The 25,258-nt window shown below is 60.8% G+C and carries 24 protein-coding genes; 7 read left to right on the forward strand and 17 right to left on the reverse strand.

The features are described 5' to 3' along the window. Positions 1 to 42 precede the first annotated feature (42 nt). The 7 genes from BW43_RS10865 to BW43_RS28825 all read right to left on the reverse strand — a co-directional run bounded on the left by BW43_RS10865 (position 43) and on the right by BW43_RS28825 (position 6,472). Positions 43 to 1,389, reverse strand: a complete 1,347-nt coding sequence (locus tag BW43_RS10865) for a nucleobase:cation symporter-2 family protein (protein ID WP_032887997.1) — start codon at positions 1,387 to 1,389, stop codon at positions 43 to 45. Between the two features lie 176 nt (positions 1,390 to 1,565). After that, positions 1,566 to 2,849 carry a urate hydroxylase PuuD gene (locus BW43_RS10860; RefSeq protein ID WP_032887999.1) on the reverse strand — a complete coding sequence of 428 codons (1,284 nt, stop codon included), beginning with the start codon at positions 2,847 to 2,849 and terminating at the stop codon, positions 1,566 to 1,568. A gap of 51 nt (positions 2,850 to 2,900) precedes the next feature. Further along, positions 2,901 to 3,404: an ureidoglycolate lyase gene (locus BW43_RS10855; RefSeq protein WP_027603915.1), complete on the reverse strand. Its 504-nt coding sequence runs from the start codon at positions 3,402 to 3,404 to the stop codon at positions 2,901 to 2,903. 225 nt (positions 3,405 to 3,629) lie between these two features. After that, positions 3,630 to 4,625 (reverse strand): allantoicase, encoded by a 996-nt coding sequence (gene alc, locus BW43_RS10850; RefSeq protein ID WP_032888001.1) that lies wholly within the window; start codon positions 4,623 to 4,625, stop codon positions 3,630 to 3,632. Between the two features lie 41 nt (positions 4,626 to 4,666). Then, on the reverse strand, positions 4,667 to 5,182 hold the full coding sequence (uraD, locus tag BW43_RS10845) for a 2-oxo-4-hydroxy-4-carboxy-5-ureidoimidazoline decarboxylase (RefSeq protein WP_032888003.1): 516 nt from the start codon (positions 5,180 to 5,182) through the stop codon (positions 4,667 to 4,669). Continuing rightward, positions 5,179 to 6,105 (reverse strand): allantoinase PuuE, encoded by a 927-nt coding sequence (puuE, locus tag BW43_RS10840; protein WP_032888005.1) that lies wholly within the window; start codon positions 6,103 to 6,105, stop codon positions 5,179 to 5,181. The genes uraD and puuE overlap by 4 nt, the downstream gene beginning before the upstream one ends. Positions 6,106 to 6,253: 148 nt before the next feature. After that, positions 6,254 to 6,472 carry a hypothetical protein gene (locus BW43_RS28825; protein ID WP_155989972.1) on the reverse strand — a complete coding sequence of 73 codons (219 nt, stop codon included), beginning with the start codon at positions 6,470 to 6,472 and terminating at the stop codon, positions 6,254 to 6,256. A gap of 14 nt (positions 6,473 to 6,486) precedes the next feature. Between BW43_RS28825 and uraH the strand changes: the two genes are divergently transcribed. Both uraH and BW43_RS10830 read left to right on the forward strand, forming a co-directional pair. Beyond that, on the forward strand, positions 6,487 to 6,840 hold the full coding sequence (gene uraH / locus BW43_RS10835; protein WP_032888007.1) for a hydroxyisourate hydrolase: 354 nt from the start codon (positions 6,487 to 6,489) through the stop codon (positions 6,838 to 6,840). A 154-nt stretch (positions 6,841 to 6,994) separates the two neighbouring features. After that, positions 6,995 to 12,172, forward strand: a complete 5,178-nt coding sequence (locus BW43_RS10830; RefSeq protein ID WP_032888010.1) for a dermonecrotic toxin domain-containing protein — start codon at positions 6,995 to 6,997, stop codon at positions 12,170 to 12,172. Here the strand turns inward: BW43_RS10830 and BW43_RS10825 are convergent. From BW43_RS10825 to BW43_RS10815, 3 genes are all read right to left on the reverse strand, one after another. Then, positions 12,147 to 12,788, reverse strand: a complete 642-nt coding sequence (locus BW43_RS10825; RefSeq protein ID WP_032888012.1) for a LysE family translocator — start codon at positions 12,786 to 12,788, stop codon at positions 12,147 to 12,149. The genes BW43_RS10830 and BW43_RS10825 overlap by 26 nt on opposite strands. Before the next feature lie 13 nt (positions 12,789 to 12,801). Further along, positions 12,802 to 14,148: an NCS2 family permease gene (locus tag BW43_RS10820; protein ID WP_032888014.1), complete on the reverse strand. Its 1,347-nt coding sequence runs from the start codon at positions 14,146 to 14,148 to the stop codon at positions 12,802 to 12,804. A 237-nt stretch (positions 14,149 to 14,385) separates the two neighbouring features. Further along, positions 14,386 to 14,820, reverse strand: a complete 435-nt coding sequence (locus BW43_RS10815; RefSeq protein ID WP_032888098.1) for a MarR family winged helix-turn-helix transcriptional regulator — start codon at positions 14,818 to 14,820, stop codon at positions 14,386 to 14,388. An 82-nt stretch (positions 14,821 to 14,902) separates the two neighbouring features. Between BW43_RS10815 and BW43_RS10810 the strand changes: the two genes are divergently transcribed. Both BW43_RS10810 and BW43_RS10805 read left to right on the forward strand, forming a co-directional pair. Then, on the forward strand, positions 14,903 to 16,069 hold the full coding sequence (locus BW43_RS10810) for a PLP-dependent aminotransferase family protein (RefSeq protein ID WP_032888016.1): 1,167 nt from the start codon (positions 14,903 to 14,905) through the stop codon (positions 16,067 to 16,069). Between the two features lie 10 nt (positions 16,070 to 16,079). Continuing rightward, positions 16,080 to 16,682, forward strand: coding sequence for a glutathione S-transferase family protein (locus BW43_RS10805; RefSeq protein ID WP_032888018.1), 603 nt, complete (start codon positions 16,080 to 16,082; stop codon positions 16,680 to 16,682). 4 nt (positions 16,683 to 16,686) lie between these two features. Here BW43_RS10805 and idi read toward each other — a convergent pair whose 3' ends face one another. Continuing rightward, the gene (gene idi, locus BW43_RS0127575) at positions 16,687 to 18,261 is read right to left on the reverse strand and encodes an isopentenyl-diphosphate Delta-isomerase (RefSeq protein ID WP_256226540.1); all 1,575 of its coding nucleotides are present in this window, start codon (positions 18,259 to 18,261) and stop codon (positions 16,687 to 16,689) included. Between the two features lie 100 nt (positions 18,262 to 18,361). Beyond that, a complete protein-coding gene (locus tag BW43_RS10800) occupies positions 18,362 to 19,246 on the reverse strand; it encodes a LysR family transcriptional regulator (RefSeq protein ID WP_032888020.1) in 885 nt (294 codons plus the stop codon). Positions 19,247 to 19,371: 125 nt separating this feature from the next. Between BW43_RS10800 and BW43_RS10795 the strand changes: the two genes are divergently transcribed. Genes BW43_RS10795 through BW43_RS10785 form a run of 3 tightly spaced genes read left to right on the forward strand, consistent with a single transcriptional unit; the run spans position 19,372 to position 22,308 of the window. Beyond that, the gene (locus tag BW43_RS10795) at positions 19,372 to 20,664 is read left to right on the forward strand and encodes a CitMHS family transporter (RefSeq protein WP_032888022.1); all 1,293 of its coding nucleotides are present in this window, start codon (positions 19,372 to 19,374) and stop codon (positions 20,662 to 20,664) included. Position 20,665: 1 nt separating this feature from the next. Beyond that, a complete protein-coding gene (locus tag BW43_RS10790; RefSeq protein ID WP_032888023.1) occupies positions 20,666 to 21,991 on the forward strand; it encodes an acyclic terpene utilization AtuA family protein in 1,326 nt (441 codons plus the stop codon). Continuing rightward, entirely contained in the window at positions 21,988 to 22,308 is a 321-nt protein-coding gene (locus BW43_RS10785) for a hypothetical protein (RefSeq protein ID WP_032888025.1), read from the forward strand. Before BW43_RS10790 ends, BW43_RS10785 begins: the two co-directional genes overlap by 4 nt. 110 nt (positions 22,309 to 22,418) lie before the next feature. On the opposite strand, the gene BW43_RS10780 is transcribed toward BW43_RS10785, so the two are convergent. The 5 genes from BW43_RS10780 to BW43_RS10760 all read right to left on the reverse strand — a co-directional run bounded on the left by BW43_RS10780 (position 22,419) and on the right by BW43_RS10760 (position 25,201). Further along, a complete protein-coding gene (locus tag BW43_RS10780; protein WP_032888027.1) occupies positions 22,419 to 22,790 on the reverse strand; it encodes a glutathione S-transferase N-terminal domain-containing protein in 372 nt (123 codons plus the stop codon). Between the two features lie 101 nt (positions 22,791 to 22,891). Further along, positions 22,892 to 23,437 (reverse strand): GTP cyclohydrolase I FolE, encoded by a 546-nt coding sequence (folE, locus tag BW43_RS10775; RefSeq protein WP_003442011.1) that lies wholly within the window; start codon positions 23,435 to 23,437, stop codon positions 22,892 to 22,894. Between the two features lie 78 nt (positions 23,438 to 23,515). Next, positions 23,516 to 24,073, reverse strand: a complete 558-nt coding sequence (locus BW43_RS10770; protein WP_032888029.1) for a Smr/MutS family protein — start codon at positions 24,071 to 24,073, stop codon at positions 23,516 to 23,518. Positions 24,074 to 24,147: 74 nt separating this feature from the next. Further along, positions 24,148 to 24,468 carry a hypothetical protein gene (locus tag BW43_RS10765; RefSeq protein WP_032888031.1) on the reverse strand — a complete coding sequence of 107 codons (321 nt, stop codon included), beginning with the start codon at positions 24,466 to 24,468 and terminating at the stop codon, positions 24,148 to 24,150. 142 nt (positions 24,469 to 24,610) lie between these two features. Next, a complete protein-coding gene (locus BW43_RS10760; protein WP_032888033.1) occupies positions 24,611 to 25,201 on the reverse strand; it encodes a cysteine hydrolase family protein in 591 nt (196 codons plus the stop codon). Positions 25,202 to 25,258 lie beyond the last annotated feature (57 nt).

Here is a 25,258-nt window from a genome sequence, read left to right on the forward strand (position 1 = left end):
GGTTCCTTGTTCGTTATTGTTTTTGTTGTTGTAACGAAGGAATCAATGCGTATGAGCGACGGCAGGGCGTTCTGAACCGCCGAGGATGTTGAACAGGATATTCAGTGACAACGCGCTGAGGGTGGCCATGGCGATGCCACTGTGGGTAATCGGGCTCATCCACAACGGCAGTTGGGCGAAGAACTCCGGGCGCACCACGGGGATCAGGCCCATGCCGATGCTCACCGCTACCAGCAACTGGTTACGGCGGTCGGCGATGTCAGCTTCCTGAAGGATCTTGATGCCGGTGGCTGCGACCATGCCGAACATGGCAATCGCCGCACCGCCGAGCACTGCCGGTGGAATCGAAGCCACCAGGTACGCCGCTTTGGGCAACAGGCTGAGCACAATCAGGAACGCGCCGGCCATGATCGTCACCGAGCGGCAACGCACGCCGGTCATCTGCACCAGGCCGATGTTCTGGGCGAATGAGGAGTGGGTAAAGGTGTTGAAGAACCCGGCGAAGAACGACGCGCCGGCATCACACAGCAAGCCCCGACGCAGCATTTTAGGGGACACTTCCTGACCGGTGATCTTGCCCAGGGCGAGGAACATCCCGGTGGATTCGACAAAGATAATCACCACGACCAGGCACATCGACAGGATCGGCGCCAACTCGAACTTCGGCATGCCGAAGTGCAGCGGTGTCACCACCTGCACCCACGGCGCCTGGGCCAGGCCGCTGAGGTCGACCATGCCAATGATGCCGCACAAGCCGTAGCCAAGCCCCATACCGATCAGCACCGAAATGTTCACCCAGAAACCGCGCATGAAGCGGTTGATCAGCAGGATGGTAGCCAGTACCAGCGCGGCAATCGCCAGGTAGATCGGCGAGCCAAATGTGGCTGCCGCGCTGCCGCCGCCGGCCCAGTTCACGGCCACGGGGAATAGCGAAAGGCCGATGGCGGTGATCACGGTGCCAGTCACCAACGGAGGGAAAAAGCGCACCACCTTGGACATGAAGGGCGCGATGATCATCCCGAAGAACCCGGCCGCGATGGTCGCGCCGAAGATACCCTGCAAGCCGATACCCGGCATGCCGGCCATGGCGACCATGCTGCCGACGGCGGCAAAACTGGCGCCCATCATCACCGGCATACGAATGCCCACCGGGCCGATGCCGAATGACTGGATCATGGTGGCGATACCGGCCACCAGCAGGTCGGCGTTGATCAGGAAAGCGATTTCTTCACGGCTTAAGCCCGCGGCCTGGCCAATGATGAGGGGTACGGCGACGGCGCCGCCGTACATCAGCAAGACGTGTTGCAGGCCTACCAGAATCAGTTGCAAGAGGGGCAGCCGCTCCATGGCAGGGGCGGCAGGAATCTGCGGTTCGACTAACTCGGTCATGCAACACCTCGGATCTTTTTTATTTTTGTGTTGTGTGGAACGCAATCTCTAAATCACTACAAGTCCCCTGTGGGATGGGGGCTTGCCCCCGATTGCGGTGGTTCAGTCACTGATGTTTTGAATGACACACGGCTATCAGGGGCAAGCCCCTCCCACATTGGAACTGTGTGAATCTGTCAGTTGGTACGCGCCCCCTGGTTGATCCAGGTGCCAATCAAATCCCGCTCCTGCTGGGTCATCTGGGTGATGTTGCCCAGCGGCATGATCTGGCTCGCCACGGCCTGCGCCTGAATGCGTGCTGCCTGTTGCTGGATCTGCGCGGGGGTATCGAACATCACCCCAGCCGGAGCGGTGCTGAACAGCGGGCTGGTGGGCTTGGCCGAATGGCATACGGCGCAACGTTCCTGGATCACCCCATGCACCTTGTCGAAATCAATCGTCGCCTGGGCGGGTGCCGGCTCGGCGGCGGGAGCTGCTGGAGCCGCGGGTTTCAAACCACCACCCAACGCCGTTTCAGGCAGTGGCTGGTATTCGATGGCCGCAGGTGCCTTGGCAATCGGCTCTGCCGGTTTTGGCCCCGTGACGTATGCCAGGCTGATCATCGCCAACGCGCCGACCGGTAAGGTCCATGCATACTTCTGGCTGTTGTGACGGGTGTTGAAGTAGTGCCGTACCAACACCGCCGCCACCGCGATACCCGCCAGGATCAGCCAGTTGTATTGGCTGCCGTAGGTGCTCGGGAAGTGGTTGCTGATCATGATGAACAGCACCGGCAAGGTGAAGTAGTTGTTATGGCGTGAACGCAGCAATCCCTTGGCCGGCAGGGCCGGATCAGGCGTGCGGTTCTCGGCGATGGCCGCCACCAGCGCGCGCTGCGCCGGCATGATGATGCGGAACACGTTGCCCACCATGATGGTGCCGATCACCGCACCGACGTGCAGGTAGGCGCCACGGCCGCTGAACACTTTGCTGAAGCCATAGGCCGCCGCAATCAACAGCACAAACAGGATGAAACCGAGCAGGGCAGGGCGTTTGCCCAGGGCCGAGTCGCAGAGGAAGGAGTAGATGAACCAGCCGGCGAACAGTGAGCCAATGCCCAGCAATACGCCCTCGGTGCCGCTGAGGCTACTGCCAGGTGCGAGCAGGTACAGCGTCGGGTTGAGGTAGAACACCACGCACAGCAGCGCGACGCCCGACATCCAGGTGAAATAGGCTTCCCATTTGAACCAGTGCAGGTTGTCCGGCATGGTCGGCGGGGCCAGTTTGTATTTTTCCAGGTGGTAGATACCGCCACCGTGGATCGCCCACAAGTCACCGGCGAGGCCGCTCTTGGGGTTGACGCGGTTGAGGTTGTTTTCCAGCCAGACAAAGTAGAACGAAGCGCCGATCCAGGCGACGCCAGTGATCATGTGAACCCAGCGCACGCTAAGGTTCAGCCATTCCAACAGATGTGCTTCCACAGTCTTTACCTCTCGCCTGTCACCCTTGTTGTCGGGTGATCCGGCCTTCTCTTATTGGTGGGGGGCGAGGATCAACCGCTCATCCTCTTTGAAAAAATGCTCATCGCAGTTATTGCCTGTGCCACTGCGATCAACCACCAGGAAGTCATCCCGCTTTTCGATCGTCAGCACCGGGTGGTGCCAGACGCCGCGATGGTAATTAATGCCCTGCCTGCCGTTGGTGACGAAGGCGCGGACCAAGCCCGATACAGGTGCATCGCCAAGTGGCGCGACCACGATCAGAAAGGGGTTGCCGAGCAGCGGTATGAAAGCCTGGCTGCCCAGCGGGTGTCTTTCCAGCATGCACACGGTCAGCGGCATATCCAGCGCGTCGGCGCGGAAGATGCTGATGATGGCGTTGTCTTCAGGCTGTGCGGTTTCTACCGTTGCCAGCTTGTGAAAGCGCATGGTCGACCCGTTGTTGATCATGAAGTGATCGCTGCCGTCGGTTTCGATAACGTCTCCGAAGGGGGCGAAGGCTTCTTTGGTCAGGGGTTCGATCATCAGTGTGCGCATGGCTGTCTTCTTATCCGGATTCTGTGTTGGTTATGCGGTTGCTTGTGGGCGTGATGAACGTGTGTGGTGAGCGGGCTGGCCCCGCGCTGGGCTGCTAAGCGGCCCCAACAAGATCACTGCGTTTCTTCTGTGAAAACGCGGTGTCTGCTTCCAGGGTCGCTTCGCGCCCCAACGCGGGGCAAGCCCGCTCACCACAACAAGCTCCTTTGCCACAGGATTCAGCGTTTACTTGGCGACTTTACCCAGTACACGCAGGCGGCTCACGCCCCCATCCGGGAACACGTTCAGGCGGATGTGGGTGATCGGGCCCAGTGCCTTGATCTGCTCGGCGAAGGTGTGTTCGGCGTGCATTTCCAACTTCTGCGCCGGTAGCAGTTCGCGCCAGAACAGCGATTGGGTTTCGATCTGGCTGTCGGTGCCGCCTTTCACGAAGGCGCCTTGGATCGAGCAGGTGTCCGGGTAGTTGCCCTTGAAGTGCAGGGTGTCGACGATGATCTTCTCGATCTCGCCCGGGTGGCCCAATGCGACGATCACCCAGTCATTGCCTGGTGTACGACGACGAGCGGTTTCCCAGCCATCGCCCATGTTGATGCCACGACCTGGGTTGAGAATGTTGCTCATGCGGCCGAAGTGTTCATCGGAGCACGCCAGTGCGCGGCCGCCGTTCAGGGCAGACGCCAGGTCGACCTGTTCGTTGTCGCCCACCGACGACCAGTCGCGGAACGGAATACCGTACACACGCAGACGGGCTACGCCGCCGTCCGGGTAGATATTGAAACGCAGGTGGCTGAACGCCTGATCGTTGCTGATCTCGTGGTAGTGGTGGCTGTTGCCTTGCAACTCGACGGCCGACAGCACTTCGGTCCACTGGGTGTTGTCATCCGGGTCGCCCGAGGCCAGGAAGCAGGCTTCCAGGGACGCCGACGGCGGGAAGTTGCCGGTGAAGAATGAAGTGTCGATGTCCACGCCCTTGATCGAACCCGGTACGCCCAGGCGGATCACTGCGCTGTCGTAGCCTTCGAAGCGCTTGCGGCGTGACTCCCAGCCGTCCATCCACTTGCCGTTGTCATCGAAAACGCCCTCCTTCCACACGGCCGGGGTCGGCTGGAACAGGCGGTTGGCGTCAGCGAACCAGTCATCGGTCACCGAAAGGATCTTGGTGCCCAGACGGGCGTCGGCCAGGTTGACGAACTTCTCGAAAGGTACGGCGTAAGCTTTCATTCTTCTTGTCTGCCTTATATAGAGTGGCTGGGGATGGTCGTTTAGAGGGTCAGTAAACGGAACAACGCGATCTTGTTGATCTCGGCCAGGGCGCATTTGAATTCGGCGTCCGCCGAGTTGTGAATGCGCGTCTCGAATGCGGCCAGGATCTGGTGCCGGTTGCTGCCTTTCACCGCCATGATGAAGGGAAACTTGAACGTGGCTTTGTAGGCATCGTTCAGCTCGGTGAAGCGCGAGAACTCTTCGGCCGTGCATTGGTGAATCCCCGCGCCAGCTTGCTCATCAGTGCTGGCTTGGGTGAGTTGGCCCTGGACGGCAGCTTTGCCGGCCAGGTCCGGGTGGGCGTTGATCAGGGCCAGTTGACTGGTGTGATCAGCGCTCAACAGGATGTCGCTCATGCGCTGGTGCAGGGTTTCGATCTGGTCGATCGAAGGGTCCTGGCCCAGGTCGAAGGCCTTTTCGGCCACCCATGGCGAGTGTTCGTAGATATCGGCAAAGGCGGCGACAAACTCATCGCGGCTCAAGGTCGATGGCTTCAGGGTCTTGAATGCAGTCATTTGGCCGCTCCCGTGTACGGGTGGGTTTCATGCCAGTGACGGGCGATATCGACGCGGCGGGTGAACCACACGTGTTCATGGCCCTTGGCGTATTCGATAAAGCGCTTCAGCGCAGCCAGGCGCGCCGGGCGGCCAATCAAACGGCAATGCAGGCCGATGGACAACATCTTCGGTGCCTCGGCGCCTTCGGCGTACAGCACGTCGAACGCATCCTTCAGGTATTCGAAAAAGTCATCGCCCTTGTTGAAACCTTGCACCTGGGTGAAGCGCATGTCGTTGGTGTCCAAGGTGTAGGGGATCACCAGGTGCGGCTTGCCGGTGGGGTTGTTCGGTTCCCAGTAGGGCAGGTCGTCGTCGTAGGTGTCGCAGTCGTACAGGAAACCGCCTTCTTCCATCACCAGGCGACGGGTGTTCGGGCCGGTGCGGCCGGTGTACCAGCCCAGCGGGCGTTCGCCGGTCAGTTCGGTAAGGATGCGGATGGCTTCGAGCATATGCTCGCGCTCCTGGGCCTCGTCCATGTACTGGTAGTCGATCCAGCGGTAGCCGTGGCTGCAGATCTCATGGCCGGCCTCGACCATGGCGCGAATCACGTCCGGGTGGCGTTGGGCGGCCATGGCCACGGCGAAGATGGTCAGCGGGATATCGAATTCTTTGAACAGCTTGAGGATGCGCCACACGCCGGCACGGCTGCCGTATTCGTACAGCGACTCCATGCTCATGTTGCGTGCGCCTTGCAGCGGTTGGGCCGAGACCATTTCCGATAGGAAGGCTTCGGACTCTTTGTCGCCGTGCAAAATATTGCGCTCGCCGCCTTCTTCGTAATTGAGTACGAAAGACAACGCGATGCGTGCCTTGCCCGGCCAGTGGGGGTGAGGAGGGTTACTGCCGTAACCGATCAGGTCGCGTGGGTAGTCAGCGCTCACTGCAGTCTTCCTTCTTGTTCGTGGTAGCAAGTGCGTGGCGACCGGCAGAAAAACCTGGTGGCGTCACAGCGATGAGCTGATTGTATACAACTTGATGGTCACTTTGTAAGCCTGTATTTCTGCATTTTTTCCAGGCGGTTGCCACCGATTAGCTTTGCAAGAAACTTGCCTGGTTGGTCAGTAAATGGATGAAAGGGCGTTTAAAAGCAAGGCTTGCTGATAATTTGCAGTGAGGATAGCTGCGCAAAGTGGTGAGTAAAACTTTGTAATTTTTATTGTGTACAATTTTTATTAAAAGTGTCTTAATCAGCGCATCGCCGGATTTTGCATGCCCTGTAAAGGTGCGGCCTATTTTCACTCTACTCAAGGGAGCTCCGTTCCATGGGACGACTGACCACACACGTACTCGATGCCGCCCACGGCTGCCCCGGCAGCGCCATCCAGGTTGAACTGTACCGCGTCGAAGGCACGCAGTTGGAGCTGGTCGCCAGCGCCCTGACCAACAGCGACGGTCGTTGCGATGCACCGCTGCTGCAAGGCGATGACTACCGCACGGGTGTTTACCAGCTGCAATTCAGCGCCGGCGATTACTACCGCGCCCGTGGCGTGCAGTTGCCGGAGCCGGCCTTCCTTGATGTCGTCGTACTGCGTTTTGGTATCAGTGCCGAACAGGATCACTACCACGTGCCTCTGCTGATTTCGCCTTACAGCTACTCTACCTATCGCGGTAGCTGAGTCGTCACCTCGCTTCACACCCCCAAAGCTCTTCGTTGGTTTCGCCCGCGCACACTGCGGGCTTTTTTTTGCGCGCAGAAACGTTCAATTATCTAGCGCCTTATTGGCGTGATTGCTCAATAGGCTAGGTGTTTTCCTCGACGAAGACACTGCCGTGACCTCACTTACCGACCCTGATGACGACGCGCTACAGGCCCTGCGTACCCAGCTCACGCTGCGTATCAACAGCAGCCTCCATCCCAGTCGACTGGTCAATCGACTCGCGCTGGCGGACTTGGGCTGCGCCGAAGCGGCGAGTACCCTCAGCCGTCTTATCAGCGCTGCGCCCCGGGTGCTGCGGGTGGTTCGTGCCGAGCTGCGCAAAGCATTCGAACTGGACCCGGACCGCCTGCTCTTTACCGAACCCAAGCCGCCCGCCGTCGCGCAGAAAACCGACAGCCTGACCGACCGCGCCTTGCGCCTGATGGTGTTGCCGTCGGTGTCGATCAACCTCAATCAGTTCACCGCCCTGAGCGACAAGGACGACCCGAACCGCCGCTTCACGTTCACGCCCCTGGAGGCGCTGCGCCGGGTGATCGGCCTCAACCTGTTTGACCGGCTCGCCCAGGCGCACAACGGTTATTGGCAGGGGTTGGCTGCCGGCACCTGGCTGACGCGTCAGGAGCGTTGGGTGCAGGTGCATCAGCAACTGTTCGCCCACCAGGCCTTCATCGCCCGTCAATTGGACGAGCTGTCGAGCGCCGGGCGGGTCATGGTCCAGGCGTTGGTGGATGCGCCGACGGTGGAGGCGCGCCAGCGTGCGGGCGAGCGTTGGGCCAGTGTGCAAGCGTGCGAGTTGATGTGGCCTGGCGCCGGGCCGCGGTTGATGCCGATCCCTGGCGCCCTGCATATTTATCGTGAGGGCGACCCGATGGGCATGCCCCATGTGATGTATCTGCCGGGCGTGCAGCGCAACTTTTATGAGTACCCCTCGTTCGCCCAATTGCAGTGCGCCCTGGTGGCGCTGATCAACGGCGCGCTGTTCGACGACCTGTGGCAATGCCTGCCCCTGCGACGTCGGCACGAGGTGTGTGAGCCGGCCTCGACCACTGCCGCGGGTCGTGGCGTACGGTTGTCGGGCGATGCATTGGCCTACAGCGCGCAGGCGGTACTGGACGCGCAATGGGAAAACGAACTGGCCTGCGCTGTGTCGATCAACCTCAAACAGGTGTTTTCCGCCACGCCCCAGCCTGCGGTGACGAACGCCACACGCTTTCTCGCCTACATTGAACGGGCACGCCGGCACTGGGTCGGTAAACCACGGCTGGAGCGGTTGCGCCGTGAGCTGCTGGACTGGGACCAGCATCGACGACGCCAGGAAATCATCTTCGCCAGCACCGCGTCGAGCCTGGCGATTAACACGGCACTGCGCCAGGTCAAGCGTTACGAAAAGGGCCTGATGGCGCTGCTCGATCACAGCGACCCGGTGGTGGACACGCCGGCCTGGCTGGAATATGTGGCGCTTGAAGCACAACTCAAGGCCCACGAGGACACCCTGGCCGCACAGGTGCAGGACGCGCAACTGCGGCTGTTCGAGGCGGCGTACTGGGGGGAACGCCCCAGCGGCCAACTCAAGCGCGCGAGCGCTTATATCCTCGGCCTGAAGGACCTGTTGCGCGTTGAAGTTCAACTGCAGCACCGGCTCAAGCGTCTGCGCGCGCCCCATCGGGACCTGCTGCTCGAAGTATTGGAGGCACCGCTGGCCAGCAAGCGCGAGGGCAGTCTTACCCGTGTGCTGTCGGTGCGGGTGGGCGATGACTGGCCGCTGCACAGCGTGTTTGCGGTTACGCGCCAGGCTGCGCTGGATGCTCCCGAGCGGCGAGAACCGGTGGTGCTGTGTGCACTCGGGCGCGAGGGCGGTGTGGCTGGGTTTTCCAGCCTGGGGGAGTTGTCCCGCAGCGTCGAGGCCAGCCTCGGCAGTCGCGATACGTCGCTGTTATGGGGTTACGTCGAGCGGCAACAGCGTCAAGCCGTACGCGCACGAGTTGCCGCGCGCACGCTGAAAGTGAGCTATCACGCCATCGACGGCAACCCCCTGCTGCTGGCACTCAAAAGGCTTCTCAAGAGCTATGTCCTGCTGCAGCACAGCGCGAATATTTTCAACGGAATTGAAGATCCTCAACTCAGCCGCCAATTGCTCGCGGTCGAGCTGCATGAGCACCTGCTTGCCCCGGCCAACCAGGCGTTGATCCAAGCACGCGACCATGTTGATCTGGTCCGCAAAGCCGCAGAAGCGAAAAAAAAGCTGCCACCTTGGCTGACTGACGCGACGGCGGCGCAGGTCAACCGCTTCAAGCGTGTGCAAGGTCGTTACCTGAGCAGCGTATTTGCCTATGAAGAGCGCCTCCAGCAGCGCTTGCCCGATGTGCACGCTTTTGCCCGCGACCTGCTGATCGCGCGTTTGCGGGAAGACGGCCTGTACCCGGAGTTGAACATCGACACGCCATTTATCGAAATGCCCGATCAGGTCGATGGCAGGTTTTGTGGCTGGGAAAGCACCTGCACGGTGGGCGATCGCAACGAAGCCCTTACTCCCAGCGCGACGCGCACGCAGTTCAGTCTGCTGCAACTGGCGCTGCACAACCTGGACCCGAAGATGCGGCCCACCTATTGGCGCTTCCGGCACGCCACCTATCTGCAACCGGCATGGAAGCAACGCCTGAGCGTCAGCTACTTGGTCAATATGGTGTCCTCGCTGGACATCGGCGGCCAGTACGAGGCGTTGATCCAGCGCACGTTCCACTCGCCTGATCCGCGTGAGCACGGGCGCGTCCCGCCACTGTTGAGGCGCGCGTTGGGGGCGGGTATCGACGCCGACCGCTATTCGGCGCTCAGGCAGGGGGTAAGCGAGCAGGGGCTGAGTCTGTTCAATACGGCGATCGGCGCCCGCGCCCCCGAAGATCTGCGCAGAAACGGCCATCACGTGCAGCTCTATGTGGTGCATCTGGCCGGCCACACCCTCCTGCATGATCGCTACATCGCCGGGATCGTGGTCATCCATGACCAGATTTCCCAGGCCTGTGTGGTGTATTGGCCCACCGCGCCGCAGGCAGGCAGCCTTAGCGAATATGCCAGCCTGCAATTGGCGCGCGAGCATCTCAATGGCATGAGTTCGTTGCCCGCGAATGTCACGGCGTTGGCCCGGCACGTCGCGCCCGGTTGGGCGTTCGAAGCGATCGACCACCACGGCCGCAAACCGAGCAAGGGGTCACGGTTACCCGGCCCGTTGGATTTCGTGCCGACTTTCGTCATGTTGCAAGGGCTGTGGCACGTCGCCGAGTTCGTGCGTTCATTCAAGGTCAGGCACCTGGAACCCACGGCGCTTGTCGAGCTGATTGAGCAACAAATCCGTGAGCAGATCGACAGTGATCAGACGAACTGGCTGGTACTGGTGCCGACTGCACACTGGGACGCTCGCGCCCTGTTGTATCAGGCGCGGGTGCTTGAGCAGCAGCGCCGGGCGCAGGCCATCAGCAACTCCGGCAAGACCTTGGAGAAACACCGAGAGCAGCGACTGGAGGAGCGCAGCGATAGCCGTCGGCGTGCCTTGTTGTCGCTTGCCGTGCCGTTCTTCGGCCTGGGTAACCAGTTGTATGAATTGCTGCTGATGTCGCGGCGTTATCACCGCGAGGGCGACCCTCGGGACGCGGTGGCGGTGGCATTTGGTGCGGTGTTCCTGGCAGTTGACCTGCTGCTGATCTTTGTCCCTGGGCCCAAACTCAAACCGGGGAACCTGGCCCGTCCGGGGCTGCGCTCGATAGGCACGGGTCTGCACCGCCTGCATCGCGCAGCGTTCTCGGAGTTTGGCCAGGTCGCGCACGTGCCCAAGTTGCCCGGCGCGGGTACGGCGCTCAAACCCCTGGAACGCTTTCGCGTCCAGGGCCTGCCCCAAGGCGCGATCGCCTTGAAGGGGGCGGGTGAAAAAGGTGTCTACGTGAAGCGCGGCGAGCATTTCGTGGTGGACGGAACGCATCACTACCCGGTGTACCGCCGCGAGGGTGAAGGTTTTTTCCGCCTGAAGAGCAAGGACGCGGCGGGGCAGGATGAATTAATCCTGACGCTGCACGAACCCGGCGAGTGGCTGCTGGGGGCGGACGCGCCGGTCGCCGGTCCGAGCTCGGCAGTACTCAACCCGTGGCGCGCGGCTGCTACGCAGTCGGATTGGCAACCACCGGTGGTACCCACTGCGACCCGGGAACGGATTCACCGCTCAAGCGTGGCGTCCCGTCATTGGTTCGATTGGCGCCTGCATGGCGCCGATGATGTGGGCGTCGGGTCCTCGGTGAACGGCGTGTTTCATGTGCACATGGATCCTCCGGGATTCCCTTACGATGCCATCTATGTCGGGAGCCGCTATGACACGCCGACGCAATCGGCTATTGGCTACTACCGGTTGTTGCATCAGGGTGAGCACGTGCCCGTGAGCGACATGGCCTTTATTTCCAGGAACGAGCCGCTGGTGTCCAGGGCTCGCGTTGATATCGAACACTGGACCAGCAGCGGCCTTGATGAACAGCCGATTCCTGTGTCGCGTACGTCAACGGGCGAATGGCAGCTGCATGCGCCGCTGTTCGATGGGCCATTGGAGCCGTCGGTCGAAAGGGCGTTCCCGACGCTGACGAGCAGCAGCCGAACCTTTGCGGTGGCAAGGCTGATCGAGTTGGCGGACTCATCCCGTTCAGTCACCGCCAGCCATCTGCTTAACGTGCGCGCAACGCTGGACAGCTGGTTAACCCCAAGCCCCGTGCAACTTGGCCAGACCGATGACCTGCTGCGCATGTTGCGACCCACCGAACGGTACGGCGGCTATACCTATATCGGTTTCGAAGGCCGGGCGCCGGGCTTCACACGCGTTGACTTCACGCCCACCATCGCGCTTGACGAGGTGCTCAAGGCCGGCGGCGCGCAGCATTCGGCTCAGAGGCAGATTGCCCAGGGCGCAGCCACCCGCGCGACGCTGGAGCAGCAGGGCTTCAGGGTGCAGGAGTGGAGTGTAAAGCGCGGCACGGTCCGCAGTCCCGAGTGGCTGGTGACCCACCCCCAGTCAAACGCGCTGTACTACATCACCTTCCAGTGGTTGGATCGCGGCAGCATCTTGCTCAGGTCAAAGCTCACCCACGCATGGTTCAATCAAGCCATCAAACAACATCGGACTTCCGCCATGGCCGCGTCGGTCCGGGAGGCGCTGAGCGAACAGCGCCTCGTGCGGATGATGGCCGGCATTCAATGGCCGAGGCATGGCAATCGCCCGCCCACGGTGTATTTCGTCAAAGTGAGCCCGCGCGAGCGTTGACCAGTGAAATAACGCCGGCACCACCGAACAGGCTCGCGCTGATGCGGTTGAACCAGCTCTGGCCCGCGCCGCTGCGCAGGTACCGCGCGGCGCCATGGGCGCCGAGGCCGTAGGCGAGCTTGCAGGCCAGGTCGAGCAGAGTCCACGTGGCGATCATGATCAGCAGTTGCGGGAGGAAGGCGTGCTGGCTGCTGAGAAATTGCGGCAGGAAGGCGGCGAAAAACAGGATGTCCTTGGGGTTGCTGGCCCCCAGCACAAAGGCCCGGCCAAACAGCGCGCGAAAGCGCGGCACTGGCGCAGCCTGGGGCACTGTCGCGCCCTGGGAAGGCTGGCGCGATTGCTGCCAGCTCTGCCACGCCAGGTAGAACAGGTACAGCGCGCCGACGATCTTCAGCGCGTTGAACACCTTTTCCGACGCAAGCAGCAATGCGCCCAGGCCCAGCGCCGAAGCGCTCAGCAGACAGATCGAGGCAAACACCCCGCCCAGAAACGCCGGGTACGAGCGGCGCAGGCCGTAGTTGAGGCTGTTGCTGATCATCAGCAACGACAGCGGCCCCGGGATCAGGATCACTACCAGCGCAGCGCCGCTGAACAGCAGCCAGGTTTCCAGACTCATTGCTTGCTCCTTGTTATAGAAAGACGAACTTGGCGATAAAAATCACGCACAGCACCCAAAGGCTGGCGGAAATCTCGCGGTATTTTCCGGTGCCGGCCTTGAGCGCCACGTAGGTGATAAAGCCCAAGGCGATGCCGTCGGCCACCGAAAATGTCAGCGGCATCATGATCGCGGTGACGATCGCCGGAATGCTGTCGGTGGCCTCATCCCAATTGATGTGCGCCATGCTCGCCATCATCAGCATCGCCACGTAGATCAGCGCACCGGCGGTTGCGTAGGCCGGAATCATACCGGCCAGCGGCGCGAAGAACATCGCCGCCACGAAGAGGACGCCCACGGTCACGGCAGTCAGCCCGGTGCGACCACCTGCGGCCACCCCGGCGGCGCTTTCCACGTAGCTGGTTACCGGTGGCACACCGACCATGGCGCCGAACACGCTGGAGGCGCTGTCGGCCTTGAGGGCGCGGGACAGATTGTCGATCTTGCCGTCAGCCTTCACCAGCCCGGCCCGTTGCGCAACGCCCATCAGCGTGCCGGCGGTGTCGAACATGTGCACAAACAGGAAGGCGAACACCACGCTGATCATGCTCACATTGAACACACCCTTGATGTCCATCGCCATCCAGGTCGGCGCCAGGCTCGGCGGGGTGGAGAGGATGCCGTTGTAGTGCACCAGGCCCAGTCCCCAGCCGGCCAGGGTTACGGCGATGATGCTGATGAGAATCGCGCCGAACACACGGTGGTAGCTGAGGATCGCGATGAGCAGGAAGCACACGGCCGCCAACAGCGGCGCCGGCTCATGCAGCGAGCCGAGCTTGATCAGCGTGGCCGGGCTTTCGACGATGATGCCTGCGGTTTTCAGGCCGATCACACCGAGAAACAGGCCGACCCCGGCGCCCATGGCATGGCGCAGGCTGACCGGGATGCTGTTGAGCAGCCATTCCCGCACGCGGGAGAGGGTCAGGCCCATAAACAGCACCCCGGAGATAAACACCGCACCCAGCGCGGTTTCCCAGGTGTAGCCCATAGTGCCGACCACGGTGTAGGTGAAAAACGCATTCAAACCCATGCCGGGCGCCAGCCCAACCGGCCAGTTGGCGTACAGGCCCATCAGCAGACAACCGAGTGCGGCGGCGATGCAGGTAGCAACGAACGCCGCGCCGTGATCGATGCCGGCGTCGGCCATGATGTTGGGGTTGACGAAGATGATGTAGGCCATGGTGATGAAGGTGGTGAGGCCGGCGATCAGCTCGGTCTTCACTGTGGTGCCATGCAGGCGCAGCTTGAACAGGCGTTCCAGCCAGCCGTTCGATGAGGGGGCAAGGTCCAGCGTCGGGGCTTCGGATTTGCGGCTATCCACAGCGAGTACTCCTCAAGAGTTTTATTGTTATTTCCAGCGCCGGTCACATGAGTGGGCAACAGCGCTTTGAGGTACTGGCGGGCTTTGTTGACCAATAGGTCAAGAACTCGCACGAAGCGAATTATGCTTTTGTATACAAAGAAAGCAAATAATGTTTTCTATTTTGTGTGCGAAAGAGATGAAAGGCAACTCGTGAGGCAAGCGGGCTCGCCACAACCGGCCTGTTCGCCACAGGGATTACGGCTGACCAGACAGTGCCTGGTTCACCGCCAACCATCCATTCACAGCCTCTTCCCCAGCTTCATTGAACGCTCGTTGCAACAGCTTCACCTGTTCACGGCGCAATGACTGCTCAAAACGCAGCCCTTCCTCGGTCAATTCCAGCAAGCGTTTGCGCTTGTCGGTCTCGGACGCGACGCTGTCGACCAAGTGCATTTCCTGCAATTGGCGCAGCGGAATGTTCAGCGCCTGTTTGCTCACACCGAGCAACTCCAGCAGCTCTTTCACGCTCAAGGCCGGGTAGCGCGAGATAAAAAACACGATGCGCTGGTGCACTCGACTCAGGCCTCGACGTTCGAGCATTTCGTCAGCCTTGGCGGTAAATGCCTGGTAGCCGAAGAAGAACGCTTCCATGGCCTGTTGCTGGCTGTTTTGGTTTTTAAGGTCAAGCATGTTGACGTATCCGCTCAAGCTGTCGTAATTTCGGTCAACCAGTTTGACGTATTTCCCACAGCCTTCGCTAGCGGTGACCTCCATGGCCTTCTCCGAACGTGTTACGCGCCTTAAAAGCTCCTTGATCCGTGAAATCCTCGCCGCAGCCCAGCGTCCGGAAGTGATGTCGTTCGCCGGTGGCCTGCCGGCCGAAGCCATGCTGCCTGCGCTGAACTGGGATGACATGCCGCTCAATATCGGCCAATACGGCATGAGCGAAGGCGAACCACAATTACGTGAATTACTGGCCGCCGAGGCGCGGGCACTGGGCGTGCCGTGCGAGGCCAGCCAGGTCATGGTGGTCAGTGGCTCCCAGCAAACCCTGGATCTGGCGGCCAAGCTGTATATCGACAAAGGCACGCAGGTTCTGCTGGAAGGCCCGACGTACCTCGCGGCGTTGCAGATCTTCCAACTGTTCGGCGCCGAATGCCTCACTGTCCAGTTGGAAGCCGACGGGCCGAACTTCAGCGCATTGCGCGCCAGCCTCGAACGCCATCGCCCGGCGTTTATCTACCTGATCCCCACGTTCCAGAACCCGTCGGCCGTGCGCTACAGCGAGGCCAAGCGCGAGGCGGTCGCCGCGTTGCTCGATGAGTTCGGTGTGACCCTGATCGAAGACGAGCCTTATCGCGAACTGACCTTCGACGGCGGCAGTGCGCGCCCCATCGTCAGTCGCCTGCAAAAGGCCAGTTGGATCTACACCGGCACCGTGTCCAAAACATTGTTGCCTGGCCTGCGGGTCGGCTACCTGATCGCCAGCCCGGACTTGTTCCCGCACCTGCTCAAGCTCAAGCAATCGGCGGACCTGCACACCAACCGCGTAGGCCAATGGCAGGCGATGCAATGGATCGGCAGCGAAAAATACCAACAACACCTGGTGGAACTGCGCAGTTTTTACCGCCAGCGCCGCGATGCATTCCAGGCCGCGCTGGAGCGCCATTTTGGCGATCTTGCCGACTGGCAAGTGCCTCAGGGCGGATTATTCTTCTGGCTGACCTTGAAACAGCCGCTGGATACCCGCACCTTATTGGCCCAAGCGCTGGGCCAGAACGTTGCGTTCATGCCCGGTGAACCGTTCTTTTCCGAGCCGGACCAACACCTCGGCTCGTTGCGACTCAACTTCAGCCATATCGACCCGGCCCGCCTGGACGAAGGTCTCAAGCGCCTGGCCGCGGTGGTCCGTCAAGCACAGCACGCGCAAGCGGCATAAGGGGAGCCCCATGTATAAGGTTTATGGCGATTACAAGTCGGGCAACTGCTACAAGATCAAACTGATGCTTAACCTCTTGGGCGTCCCGTACCAATGGGTGGATGTGGACATCCTCAAGGGTGACACCGAAACCCCCGAATTCCTGGCCAAGAACCCCAACGGCAAAATCCCTGTGCTGGAACTGGAAGACGGTACTTGCTTGTGGGAATCCAACGCGATCCTCAACTTCCTCGCCGACGGCAGCGAGTTCTTGCCGATCGAACCGCGTTTGCGCACGCAAGTGTTGCAATGGCAGTTCTTCGAGCAGTACAGCCACGAGCCCTACATTGCGGTAGCGCGGTTTATTCAGCTTTACCTGAACATGCCAGAGGATCGCCTTGAGGAATACAAAACCACCCACAAAGGCGGCTACAAGGCATTGCGGGTGATGGAGCGGCAACTGCAAACCACGCCCTATCTGGTGGGCGAGCAGTATTCGATTGCCGATATCGCGCTGTATGCCTACACCCATGTGGCCCATGAAGGTGGTTTTGATTTAGCGCCGTACCCGGCTGTGCAGGCCTGGTTGAAGCGCGTGGCCAGCCACCCCAAGCACGTGGCAATGCTGGACTGACAGGCTATGGATGTGGGGGCGATGGCTGCTCGGGCGCAAGCGCGGTGAAAGGCAATTGGCGCGCAGCGAGTGTGTAAAGCCATCGCAGGCCTGTGTCAGAGCGCTGGGATAATCGAGTCAGGCCCATGATCCAGGCCACTTCTGCGCGGGATACCTTCGAGGGGGCCTCCGGGTGTGCCTGGACGTTGCGCAGTGTCAGCAACGCCAGGCCGATGGTCCAGACCATGAACCGACGAATACCTGGATGCCTGGCTGGGATCAGCAACGCAAACTGCAGCGCTCGCTGTAAGTGAGCGTTGGCGGTGCCAACCATTTGCCCTACAACTTGGACATGCTTGGGATCACGGACTCCGGCCTGCAAAACGCAAGGCTGCAGATGATATTCGGCCAGTAGATCCTGCGGCAGCCAACACACCCCACGGCAGCGATCCTCCCACTGATCCTTGAGAATATTGGTCAACTGCAACCCGGTGCCGAATGAACGTGCCAGGTGTTTCAGGGTTTCGCGTTGCGTTGACAGTTGCGGCTCAAAGTCGATGAAAAACTCGGTTAGTGTCTCTCCGACAACGCCCGCTACGTAATAGCAGTAGCGGTCCAACTCCGTGCGTGTAGCCAATCCCTGTAGACCGGCCTTGTCCTGAAACTCGGCCATCCCTGTGGTCATTATGTTCAGACAATCAAGGATCGCCCTTCGCTTGGCCGGATTGAGCGTGTCGTTAACGGCCAATATCAAAGGCATATGTCTGATCAGCTCGCGCTCGGCTGCAAGGGTTTGCTCCGTCAGGTGCTGAGTCAATTCATCGCTCAAGCATTTTGCGTCCCCCTGGCCACTGATCACCTCAAAATACCGACGTTGGTAATAGCGTTTTTGAGCGGACGTGAGACCGGGTTCGTCTTCTATGGTGTCTGCCATTCGGCACAGCAGATAGGCATTAGCTACTGCCGGGCGAAGTTCGGCCGGCAATTGAGGAATGGTCAAAGCAAACGTGCGCGATACCTGGGGAAGGATTTCATCCTGGTACGCGAAAGGCGCGTGGGGATTTTCCATCATGGCCTGCAGTCGCCAGTCTTCCAGCCGACAGGCCGGGTGAGCGAGGATGACGTTGAACCAGGCGGTCAACGCTTCGGGCGCGGTGTCGACCCACTGCTGCAAGGCCGGGATTTCTATCCAGCGCCATTCAGAGGCCTCGGTTGGGTTGGCCTGCGGTTCGCCATCAAACGTGCCGATATAAATATGATCGAACTCATGCTCGATCAAATTCCCTGGGACGCGGGCCTGGTAGGTCAGCGTCATAACCTCACGCAAAGGGCAGGCCAAACCCATCTCTTCACCGAGCCGTCGATGGGCGGCGTGTTCAGTCTCTTCGCCGGGGCGCGGATGCCCGCAGCACGTATTCGTCCATAGGTTCGCGGAGTGATATTTGCCGGCAGCGCGCCGTTGCAGGAGCAGCCGACCTTTGTGGTCGAATATGAAAATGGAAAACGCTCGGTGCAGCAGCCCTTCACGGTGCACCTGCAGCTTTAAACCAGTACCGATTTGACGATCGTTCCCGTCCACCAGTATCAGTGTTTCTTCCATGTCTTAAATCTCGTGTTGTGCGCCGGTGGGGGGCCGATTCAGTTTGCTGAAACGCGCCAGTGCCGGCAGGGAAAATACACGCCATAGCCGTGATAGTGCATCAGCCGGGCAGTGTCTGGCTCAGGAGCTCAAAACACCGCTGGGCCGCCGGGCTCAGCCCCATCCCGCTTCGACTGATCAACCCGATCTCCCTGTTCACTCCGGGATGATCGATGTTGATGCGTTTCAACCCTTCCAGACTGTCCGCCGCCGACTCCGGCAGCACACTGATTCCCAGCCCCTGGCGCACCAACGCCAGCACCGTCGACATGTAGTTGGCCTCCATGCCGGCGTTCAGCGTCAGCCGTGTTTCATCAAACAGCGCATCCACGTGCTCACGCACACTGCTGTCGCGCCCGGTGAGGATGATCGGCTGGTCTGCCAATTGCTCCAGGGTCAACTGGCGATGGTGGGCGAGAGGATGATCCAGCGGTACAAACGCACACAACCGATCATTCAGCACCGGCAGAAAATCCAGTCCATGGCTGAGTCGTGCACGTACGCCGATGCCAAAATCCACTTCCCCTGCGCGCACCTGGGCATGAATGCGGTGGGCGACCAGGTCATGCAACCGTACTTCGATGCCGGCGAAGCGTTCGCGAAACAGGCGCAAGGCCGGCGGCAGGGCGCCAGCGCACACTGAGGGCAGGGCGGCGATGGTGACCACCCCTCGGCGCAGGGCGGCGAGGTCGCGCGAGCCGGTGACAATGTTGTCCAGGTCCAGCAGCAATTTTTCCATGGGGCCACGTGCCTCCTGGCCGGCAGCGGTGATGCTGACATGGCGCGGGCTGCGGTCGAGCAGGGTGACACCCAGCCAATCTTCCAATTGCTGAACCTGAACCGTGAGTGCCGAAGGCGACAGATGCAGCTCATTGGCCGCCTTGGTAAAGCTGCCGGTACGGGCGACTGCGAGGAAGGCTTGAATATGCTGGATGCTATTTTTCATAGGCGCGGCTTCATTTTGTTTTTCCGAACATACGGTGGTGAATATTCCAATTTACAAAGAGTAACGCGCTTCCAATACTCCAGGGAAAACAATAACCGGCCAAAAAGGCCGCTCTGGAGTAACCCATGCTCGCAACCCTGGGTGTCATTACCATCCTGTGCCTGCTCGCTGCCGTCATGAGCAAACGCCTCTCACCACTGGTGGCCCTGATCGCCTTGCCGATCATCGCCGCGCTGCTCGGCGGGTTCGGCCTGCAAACCAGTGCCTTCATCATTACGGGGATCAAGAACGTCGCCCCGGTGGTGGGCATGTTTGTGTTTGCGATTCTATTTTTCGGGATCATGACCGATGCCGGCATGCTCGACCCCATCATTGATCGCATCCTGCGTACGGTCGGGACGCGTCCAACACGCATCGTCGTCGGTACCGCGACCCTGGCCCTGCTGGTGCATCTGGACGGTTCCGGCGCGGTAACGTTTTTGGTCACGGTGCCCGCGATGCTGCCGCTGTACACGCGGCTGGGGATCGACAAACGCATCCTCGCCTGTGTGTGCGCTATGGCCGCCGGCGTCAACTTTTTGCCCTGGACCGGCCCGGTGCTGCGCTCTTCGGCAGCGTTGCATGTGCCCGTGGCGGACCTGTTCCAACCGCTGATCCCGGTGCAGATCGTCGGCCTGATCTTTGTCTTCGCCTGTGCCTGGTGGCTCGGCCATCGTGAAGAAAAACGCCTGGGCCTGGGCGCTGGCTCCAGCGTGGATGCGATGCCGCAACGGGTGCTCAGCGACGACGACATCAAGCTGCGTCGGCCGCGCCTGTTCTGGGTCAACCTGATCCTCACTGTGCTGGTGATGGTGGTGATGATTGCCGGTTGGGTCGACCCGGTGGTGATGTTCATGCTCGGCACCGTGGTGGCGCTGTGCATCAACTACCCGAATGTCGACGCCCAGCGTGCCCGCATCGACGCCCATGCGAAAACCGCCCTGACCATGGCCAGCATCCTGCTCGCCGCCGGGGTGTTCACCGGCATCATGCAAGGCACCGGCATGCTCAAGGCGATTGCCGAAGTGGCGGTGGCGCAGATTCCGGCCGGCCACGGAAAGCTGATCCCGGCAGTCGTGGGCTTTCTGTCGATGCCGCTGAGCATGTTGTTTGACCCCGATTCCTACTATTTCGGCGTGATGCCGGTGATCGCCGAAGTCGGCAAGGCCTTGGGCGTCGACCCGCTGCAAGTGGCCCAAGCCTCGTTGCTGGGCGTGCACACCACCGGTTTCCCGGTCAGCCCGCTGACTCCTGCGACCTTCCTGTTGGTGGGCCTGTGCAAGATCGAACTGGCCGATCACCAGCGCTTTACCATCCCTTTTCTGTTTGCCGCGTCAGTGTTGATGACCCTGACTGCGTTGCTCCTGGGAGTGATCTGAGATGAAAACCTTGCGTATCGGTTCCGGCGCCGGCTACTCCGGCGACCGTATCGAACCTGCCGTGGAACTGGCCGAACACGGTGACCTGGATTACCTCGTGTTCGAATGCCTGGCCGAACGCACCATCGCCTTGGCGCAACAGGCCCGTATCAGCGATCCACAGGGTGGCTACGATCCGTTGCTGAGTGAGCGCATGCGCCGCGTGTTGCCGTTTGTTGGAAGGCAGACCGCGCGTCGTCGCTTGCGCGTGATCACCAATATGGGCGCGGCCAACCCGGTGTCGGCGGCGCTTGAAGTGCGGCGGATTGCCAGTGAATTGGGGTTGAGCCTCAACGTTGTAGCTGTGGTGGGTGACGACGTGTTGTCAGTGCTGCAGCCCGATCACGTGCTCGATAACGGACAGACCGTTGGCTCACTGGGTGAGCGGTTGATTTCCGCGAATGCCTACCTGGGTGTCGACGGTATTATTGATGCGTTGCACGCCGAGGCGGACGTGGTGATTACCGGGCGCGTGGCAGATCCGTCGTTGTTCCTGGCCCCGCAGATGTTTGAGTTCGGTTGGACGGCGGACGATTGGCTGCGCCTGGGCCGTGGCACATTGGTCGGGCATTTGCTGGAGTGTGCAGGGCAGGTCAGCGGTGGTTATTTTGCCGATCCTGGTTTCAAGGATGTGGACGATTTGGCGCGCCTGGGTTTCCCGTTGGCCGAGATCGATGCTGACGGTGAGGCCGTGATCACCAAGGTTGCGGGCTCCGGTGGGCGGGTCAGCCGCGCGACGTGTACCGAACAACTGATCTACGAAGTGCATGATCCGGCGGCGTACCTGACGCCGGACGTGACGGCGGATTTTTCCCAGGTGGGGTTCGTCGAAGAGGGGGTTGATCGCGTGCGTGCCCAAGGGGCCAATGGCCGTGCGCGACCCGAGCAACTGAAGGTCAGCGTCGGTTATCTCGACGGCTGGATCGGTGAGGGGCAGATGTCCTACGGCGGCCCGGGTGCAGTCGCACGGGCGCAACTGGCGCGGGATGTCGTACTCAAGCGTTTGGAACTGATGGGTGTGAAGATGCAAGACCTACGCGCCGAACTGATTGGCATGGACTCGCTCCACGGTCCACGCAGCAGCGTAGAGCCCTGGGAAGTGCGTCTGCGCGTGGCGGCGCGTTGTGAAGACCGAGGGGACGCGGTGCGCGTCGGTAATGAAGTGGAAACCCTTTACACCAACGGCCCGTCCGGCGGCGGCGGTGCCAGTAAAAGCGTACGGCAAGTGGTGGCGGTGGCCTCGTTGCTGCTGCCCCGAGACGCGGTCAGCCCGAGGATCGAAGCATGAAACTGCACACGCTGGCCCATTCCCGCACCGGGGATAAGGGCGACACCTCAAACGTCTCAATCATTGCCTATCGCGCCGAGGATTATCCGTTGCTGCGTGAGCAGCTCACGGCCGAGCGTGTGGCTGCGTACTTCGCCGGGCTGTTGGAGCCGGGTGCGGCACCGGTTCGACGCTATGAATTGCCGAACGTGCAGGCGTTGAACTTTGTGCTGCCGGGGATCCTGCGTGGCGGGGTGACTCGCTCGCTGGCGCTGGATGCGCACGGCAAGTGCCTGGGCTCGGCGCTGCTGGATCTGGAATTGATAACACTGGACTGAATGTGGGAGGGGGCTTGCCCCCCGATAGCGGAGTGTCAGTCGGCTAATCCAGTGACTGACACTCCCTCATCGGGGGCAAGCCCCCTCCCACATTAGTTTTGCGATGTTTGTCAGATCGCGGCAAACCGCTTATCGAGGTAATCGATGATCACCTTGGAGTCATACATCCAAGTGGTCTGGCCGTTTTCTTCGATGCGCAGGCACGGCACCTTGATCTTGCCGCCTTGCTCCAGCAGGGTCTGGCGGTCCTGCTCGTTGTTCTTCGCATCCTTCAGCGCCACCGGCACATTCAGGCGGTGCAGGGTGCGGCGGGTCTTCACACAGAACGGGCAGGCGTGGAATTGATACAGGGTCAGGTCCTTGGCCGCTGCGTTCACCTGCGCCTGTTGTTCGGCAGGGCGCTGCTTTTTGCGCGGACGGGTAAGTAAGTCGCCGGCGATGATGACGTGGCCGAGGCCCACTCGAAGTGCTTTGACGAACATGGCTGAAACCTCTTGCCCATGAAGAAGGGGCCGCAGCTTACCTTAATTCTGCAGGCGAAAAAAAACCGGCGATGAACGCCGGTCTTTTTCTGCGCAGCCTATTACTTGATCAGGCTGAGGAACTCGCTGCGAGTGGCCGCGTTTTCGCGGAACTCACCCAGCATCACAGACGTGATCATCGACGAATTCTGTTTCTCCACACCGCGCATCATCATGCACATGTGCTTAGCTTCGATCACCACCGCCACGCCCAGGGCGCCGGTCACTTGCATCACGGCATCAGCGATCTGGCGGCTGAGGTTTTCCTGGATCTGCAGGCGGCGCGCATACATGTCGACAATCCGCGCGACCTTGGACAGGCCCAGCACTTTGCCACTCGGGATGTACGCGACGTGGGCCTTGCCGATAAACGGCAGCAGGTGGTGTTCGCACAGCGAGTACAACTCGATGTCCTTGACCAGCACCATTTCGCTGTTGTCGGAGCTGAACAAGGCACCGTTGGTGACTTCTTCCAGCGTCTGCTCATAACCGCGGCAGAGGTACTGCATCGCCTTGGCGGCACGTTTTGGCGTGTCGAGCAGGCCCTCGCGGGAGACGTCCTCGCCGAGTTGGCCGAGGATCGCGGTGTAATTCTGTTCCAGGGACATGAAACTACCTGTGGGATTTTCGCAAAGCGCAAGGTTACGGTGGCGGACACATCGCTGCAAGCCTGACGATGTCACTTGTTACTCGTCACGGCCTTCCATCATCGTACGCTTGAGCATCACATACACCGCCCCCGCACCGCCGTGGCGGGCCTGGCAGGAGGTGAAGCCCAGCACCTGAGCGTGTTGGCGCAGCCAGGTGTTGACGTGGCTTTTGATCATCGGTCGCTTACCGTCCAGCCGCACGGCTTTGCCGTGGGTGACGCGTACACAGCGGATTTCGAATTTGGTGGCTTCAGCGAGAAAGGCCCACAGGGTTTCCCGGGCTTTCTCCACGGTCATGCCGTGCAGGTCGAGGCTACCTTCGAAGGGGATCTGGCCGACCTTGAGCTTGCGCATCTGGCTTTCCTGCACGCCATCGCGGGCCCACATCAACTCGTCTTCGGGGCCGACGTCGATCACGAATTGGTCCGACAGGCCATCCACGGTGGTGGCGTCGGTGCGCACGGTCGCGGCCTGGCGCAGTTTGGCGATTTGCGCCCGATCAGCCTTGGGTTTGCCGGTATCGGCGCGGTCGTGCTTGATCGGCTTGACGCCGCGCAGCTCGTTTTTGAACAGGGAAAAATCGTCGTCTTGCATGTCGGCCTCCGCGAAGGGCGGGCAGTTTACCTAATTCGCGGCGGCCGGGCGCAGGAAACGCTATCCAAGCGCCATCAGTCGTGTTTTTTCATCAGGTGTGCAGCGATATTCAGTGATAACGGCTGGCGCATTTTCCGACGGCTACGACGCCACAACCACACGCCCAGCCACAGCACCAGCACGCCGATGCCCAGCAGGAGGGCAGAGCCACCGGGGCTGGCATTCAGTTCGCCAAGGGCCGGTGAATGACCAAACAAGCCGGCGCCACCAGCGCCCGCAAGCAACAAACCTACAATCGCCAGCAACGCGGCAATGCCGGCCACCAGACGCAGACGCCAGTTACTCGGGCCCTTTGGTCGCAAGCGACGAGCGTCAAATCCATCGGATATCTTCATTCCGACCTTTCCTCCAGGGTATCGGCCCTTCGACCGGAAGATACGCAGCTTGTTCCTGTACCCGAGGCAAATGCGCCAAATCAAAAGGCTTAGCGGATGAGCGGGGCAATAAACATTGCCGCGCCGCTCATCAGAAGGGCGATCAGATCAGATCTTTGGTCAGCGCAAGGGTGGCGAAGTTGTCGGCCATGATGGCCATTTCGGTTTGCTGTACGTGCTCGGCACTCAGGATGCCGCCTTTGTAAGGCAGGTCGCGGGTGGCGCAGGCGTCTTCCACCAGGGTGCAGCGAAAGCCCAGGTTCTTGGCCGCGCGCACGGTGGTGCTGACGCTGGAATGGCTCATGAAACCGCAGACGATCAGGTCCAGGGAACCGAGGTCTTGCAGGTGCTTTTCCAGGCCGGTGCCATGAAAGGCGCTGGGCAGAAGCTTGCCGATAATGGTTTCGTCGCCTTGAGGCTCAAGGCCGGGAATGAACTCACCGCGTTCGCCCTGAGGGTCGAACAGGCCACCGACGGTACCCAGGTGGCGCACATGCACGATCGGACGGCCAGCGTTGCGCGCTGAGGTCACAAGTTGCTTGATATGGTCGACCGCCGCGTCCATGCCCGAGAGGGCGAGTGGACCGCTGAGGTATTCCTTCTGGGCGTCGATGATCACGAGGGTCGCATGGTTCAGGTTGGCTGCTGCGTAACCGCGACCGCTGAGTTGAAACATCGTCTTTGGAACGGACATTCTGGGGCTCCTGTGAGGGGGGCTTTTGCGACATTGTCCACTGGCTGAGCGGTTCTG

The organism is Pseudomonas sp. RIT357 (assembly GCF_000632245.1).
In the GTDB taxonomy this organism is placed as follows: domain Bacteria; phylum Pseudomonadota; class Gammaproteobacteria; order Pseudomonadales; family Pseudomonadaceae; genus Aquipseudomonas; species Aquipseudomonas sivasensis.

Bases quoted from the DNA above. Each gene is read 5' to 3' on its own strand.
- BW43_RS10865 (WP_032887997.1), bottom strand. From the start codon at position 1,389: ATGACCGAGTTAGTCGAACCGCAGATTCCTGCCGCCCCTGCCATGGAG.
- BW43_RS10855 (WP_027603915.1), bottom strand. From the start codon at position 3,404: ATGCGCACACTGATGATCGAACCCCTGACCAAAGAAGCCTTCGCCCCC.
- alc (WP_032888001.1), bottom strand. From the start codon at position 4,625: ATGAAAGCTTACGCCGTACCTTTCGAGAAGTTCGTCAACCTGGCCGAC.
- uraD (WP_032888003.1), bottom strand. From the start codon at position 5,182: ATGACTGCATTCAAGACCCTGAAGCCATCGACCTTGAGCCGCGATGAG.
- uraH (WP_032888007.1), top strand. From the start codon at position 6,487: ATGGGACGACTGACCACACACGTACTCGATGCCGCCCACGGCTGCCCC.
- BW43_RS10825 (WP_032888012.1), bottom strand. From the start codon at position 12,788: ATGAGTCTGGAAACCTGGCTGCTGTTCAGCGGCGCTGCGCTGGTAGTG.
- BW43_RS10815 (WP_032888098.1), bottom strand. From the start codon at position 14,820: ATGCTTGACCTTAAAAACCAAAACAGCCAGCAACAGGCCATGGAAGCG.
- BW43_RS10810 (WP_032888016.1), top strand. From the start codon at position 14,903: ATGGCCTTCTCCGAACGTGTTACGCGCCTTAAAAGCTCCTTGATCCGT.
- BW43_RS10805 (WP_032888018.1), top strand. From the start codon at position 16,080: ATGTATAAGGTTTATGGCGATTACAAGTCGGGCAACTGCTACAAGATC.
- idi (WP_256226540.1), bottom strand. From the start codon at position 18,261: ATGGAAGAAACACTGATACTGGTGGACGGGAACGATCGTCAAATCGGT.
- BW43_RS10800 (WP_032888020.1), bottom strand. From the start codon at position 19,246: ATGAAAAATAGCATCCAGCATATTCAAGCCTTCCTCGCAGTCGCCCGT.
- BW43_RS10795 (WP_032888022.1), top strand. From the start codon at position 19,372: ATGCTCGCAACCCTGGGTGTCATTACCATCCTGTGCCTGCTCGCTGCC.
- BW43_RS10790 (WP_032888023.1), top strand. From the start codon at position 20,666: ATGAAAACCTTGCGTATCGGTTCCGGCGCCGGCTACTCCGGCGACCGT.
- BW43_RS10785 (WP_032888025.1), top strand. From the start codon at position 21,988: ATGAAACTGCACACGCTGGCCCATTCCCGCACCGGGGATAAGGGCGAC.
- BW43_RS10780 (WP_032888027.1), bottom strand. From the start codon at position 22,790: ATGTTCGTCAAAGCACTTCGAGTGGGCCTCGGCCACGTCATCATCGCC.
- folE (WP_003442011.1), bottom strand. From the start codon at position 23,437: ATGTCCCTGGAACAGAATTACACCGCGATCCTCGGCCAACTCGGCGAG.
- BW43_RS10770 (WP_032888029.1), bottom strand. From the start codon at position 24,073: ATGCAAGACGACGATTTTTCCCTGTTCAAAAACGAGCTGCGCGGCGTC.
- BW43_RS10765 (WP_032888031.1), bottom strand. From the start codon at position 24,468: ATGAAGATATCCGATGGATTTGACGCTCGTCGCTTGCGACCAAAGGGC.
- BW43_RS10760 (WP_032888033.1), bottom strand. From the start codon at position 25,201: ATGTCCGTTCCAAAGACGATGTTTCAACTCAGCGGTCGCGGTTACGCA.